4 protein-coding genes are annotated in these 3,603 nt (G+C 59.7%); all 4 read left to right on the top strand.

Annotated elements, in window-relative coordinates:
- The coding region (locus GS12_RS22245) for a restriction endonuclease (protein ID WP_034951065.1) at positions 1–434 on the top strand (434 nt) is incomplete at its 5' end.
- Positions 435–444: 10 nt separating this feature from the next.
- Entirely contained in the window at positions 445–933 is a 489-nt protein-coding gene (locus tag GS12_RS22240) for a hypothetical protein (protein ID WP_031592979.1), read from the top strand.
- Entirely contained in the window at positions 926–3,025 is a 2,100-nt protein-coding gene (gene traD, locus GS12_RS22235; protein WP_031592980.1) for a type IV conjugative transfer system coupling protein TraD, read from the top strand. Before GS12_RS22240 ends, traD begins: the two co-directional genes overlap by 8 nt.
- Positions 3,018–3,603: TIGR03747 family integrating conjugative element membrane protein (locus GS12_RS22230; protein ID WP_034951063.1), on the top strand; the 586-nt coding region annotated here is incomplete at its 3' end. The genes traD and GS12_RS22230, both read left to right, overlap by 8 nt.

Raw genomic sequence — 3,603 nt, 5'->3', positions numbered from 1 at the left:
ACCAGGCAACGGCGGGGCGGGTACTGGATAAACTGACCCGCCTGCCGGGAGACGGGCAGCGCCTGACTTATCTGCGCAAAATCAGCCCCTATGTCTTTGAAGAGCTGTTGCTGTCTGCCTTTGAACGCCAGGGGCTGACCGTGGTGCGTAATGCTTCCTACAGCGGTGACGGCGGCCTTGATGGCCAGGTCATCATCGACGGCGAGCACTGGCTTATCCAGGCCAAACGGTACAGTCGTGCTGTTTCCCCCGCACATGTTGAGGACTTCGACCGGCTTCTCCTGCAGTCGGGCCGCCGGGGGCTGTTTATCCACACGGGCCGTACCGGAAAGATGAGCCGCACCCTTCGCACGGCGTCACCGCGTCTGCGCATCATCAGCGGGCAACGCCTGCTGGCCATTATCGCCGGGCAGGACGTCCGGCAGTATCTCTGAGGAATCGTTTATGCATATCATCGTGAACAGCCTGCGTTACGCTTTGTGGCTTGTGTTCTGTTTATTCCGTCATGCCGTGTTCGTGCCTGCCGCTTTCGGCGGTGTACTTCTGCTTGCCTGGCTCGTCTTCGGTCATCCGGTCAGTGACCTGAACGACCAGCTGCAGAAGGAGGCAACGGCATGGCGCACCGCGCCGCCCGGACACTACATGTGGGAGGATTGCCCGGTGCCTGAGAATCCGGCTCCGCCTGAGGCAAAGCAGGCAGCCTGCACCGTCACTGCCGTCACCACGGAAACCGTGGTGAATAACTACCTGCTGTCATTGCGGGCCGTATGGTTCGTTTTTCTCTTTCTGTCGAATGTTCTGTATGTGCTCTGGCGCTTACTGGCGAATGTCCTGCATTACCACTGTCTGCGCCGCAGGGAAGCCGGTGCCGGAAAGGGCGCGTATACCCGCAGGGCCGACGGTAAAATCATAAAGGAGACAGGCGATGAGTAACCGTTACGTGATTGAAGCCCTGTTGCGTCCGGCTGTGGAGCTGAATACCGCCGTGGTATCGGGCATGGCAGCGTATGTCTGTGTGCAGGCACCCTGGGCTGTTGCCCTGGCACCGTCTGTCAGCTATGTCACTGCTGCCGGGTTTGCGGCGCTGGCCGTCACCCGCACCCATCAGGGGATGAAGATTATTCGCTACCGCCGGAATCTCCGCCGTCTGCCGCGCTATGTCATGAGCACCAGACAGATCCCCGTCAGCCATCGTCGCCTGTTTCTCGGGCGGGGTTTCCGCTGGACCCAGAAACACACCCAGCGCCTGCAGGATACGCTGCGCCCGGAAGTGGCCCGCTATCTGCAGCCGAACCGCTTTTACCAGGGCGCGCGTCAGCTCGAAATGCTGACAGAGCACCGTCTGCCCTGGCTGGGTAAGCTGCTGAGTGCTGATACGCCGCTGAACCCGGTGCGGCCGTTGCCGCCGGTGGGCGGGAATCCGGCGCTGCACGGCATTGAGCCCGACGAAAAAGACGTCACCCTGGCCCTGGGGGAGCGCGTTGGCCATACGGTGGTGTACGGCACCACGCGCGTCGGTAAGACCCGGCTGGCCGAGTTGCTTGTCACCCAGGATATCCGGCGGGGTGAAGTCACCATCGTGTTTGATCCGAAAGGGGACGCAGACCTGATGAAACGCGTCTGGGCAGAGGCTCACCGGGCCGGGCGCGGGGACGAGCTGTATATCTTTCATCTTGGCTGGCCTGAAATGTCAGCCCGTTATAATGCCGTCGGGCGTTTTGGCCGCGTATCAGAGGTGGCGTCCCGCGTGGCCGGTCAGCTTTCAGGAGACGGCAATAATGCCGCCTTTCGTGAATTTGCCTGGCGGTTCGTCAACATTATTGCGCGTGCGCTGGTTGCCCTGGGTGAGCGCCCTGACTATACGCTGATTATGCGCTACGTGAACAATATCGCCGATCTCTACATCCGCTACGCTGAGAAAATCATTCACGAGCAACTGCCGGCGCTGCAGACGCAGATTGAGAATAATCAGCAGGTGCTGGGAGAGGACGACGTGCCCCGTAACATGCAGGGGCAGCCGGACGCCTTACGCATCTGGGCCATTGAGATTGCCCTGAGTTCTGAAGAGGGTAAAAAACTCTACGATCCTATTCTTGACGGGCTGCGATCAGCGGTACGTTATGACCGCACTTACTTTGACAAAATTGTGGCATCCCTGCTGCCGCTGCTGGAAAAACTGACCACCGGCAAGACCGCTGAACTGCTGGCCCCTGACTACCTCGATATGGATGACTCACGGCCCATATTTGACTGGGAGCAAATCATCCGTAAAAAAGCCGTGGTCTATGTGGGACTCGATGCGCTCAGCGACAGTATGGTGGCAAGTGCCGTGGGCAATTCCATGTTCGCCGACCTGGTGAGCGTGGCCGGGCACATTTATAAACACGGTATTAATGCAGGCCTGCCGGGCGGTAAAGAAGGGAAGTCCCTGATTAACCTGCACTGCGATGAGTTTAACGAGCTGATGGGGGATGAGTTTATCCCGCTCATCAACAAAGGGGGCGGTGCGGGCATGCAGGTGACAGCCTATACCCAGACGTCTTCTGATATTGAAGCCCGCATCGGGAATGCGGCCAAGACGGCCCAGGTACAGGGTAACTTTAACAACCTGATTATGCTGCGTGTCAGGGAAAACCGCACCGCCGAGCTGCTGACGACGCAGCTTCCGCAGGTGGAAATTTACACCAAAACGCTGGTCTCCGGGCACCAGGACACGGCCGATGTCAACGCTGACCAGGACTTCACCTCAAGCACCCAGGACCGCGTCGGGACGGTAAAAGTCCCGCTGCTGGAGCCGGCTGATATCGTGACGCTGCCGAAAGGGCAGGCGTTTGCCCTGCTGGAAGGGGGGCAGCTGTGGAAAATCCGCATGCCGCTGCCTGCCGGGGATGCTGATGATGTGCTGATGCCGGAAAGCATTGAGAAAATCGCGGAGGAAATGCGGCGCAGCTATCACAGCGGCGAATCCTGGTGGCGGGATGGTCCGGCCCTGAACGTGCCGGTCACAGGAGGGGAGAATGGCTGAGGTAAAACGTCCCCCACAGCAGCAGACGCTGCCGGAGCGCAAACACGGCATGCTGTATAACCTGCTCTGGGGCTGGCCATGGGCTCTGGTGGGTGTGGTGTTGTCCTCGCTGCTGCTGAGCCTGCTGATTGAATATATCGGCATCGCGTTCTTCTGGCCGGAAGCCGGGGCGGCGCACAGTGAAGCGGTCATGAACACCGAGTTGGGATGGCTGTCCACGGAGTTCACCCGCAGCCTGTTGCTGTCTGAGCCATCGGTGACGGTTGTGCGCTGGGTGACCACTGCCTATCAGTGTGCTTTTGTGGACAGTGGCTTCCTGGACTGGGTCCGTCAGCAGTATGCGCACCAGATGCACAGTGACAATGCCATCACCCGGGAAATCAACAGCTGGAGCGGCTGGCTTGCCGGCTACCTGCGTGAATATCTGCTGGCTACGGTATGGATAAGCATTATCACCCTGGTACGCGTCACCATCCTGGTGCTCTCCGTGCCGCTGTTTGTGCTGGTCGTGGTGGTGGCGCTGGTTGAGGGGCTGGGGCGGCGTGATCTGCGGCGGTACGGCGCGGGGTATGAAAGTT

Origin of the sequence: Erwinia oleae, assembly GCF_000770305.1 — a bacterium.
Lineage (GTDB): Bacteria > Pseudomonadota > Gammaproteobacteria > Enterobacterales > Enterobacteriaceae > Erwinia > Erwinia oleae.
Note: the sequence above shows the minus strand (reverse complement) of the source record. Positions and strands in the feature narration are given on the sequence as shown.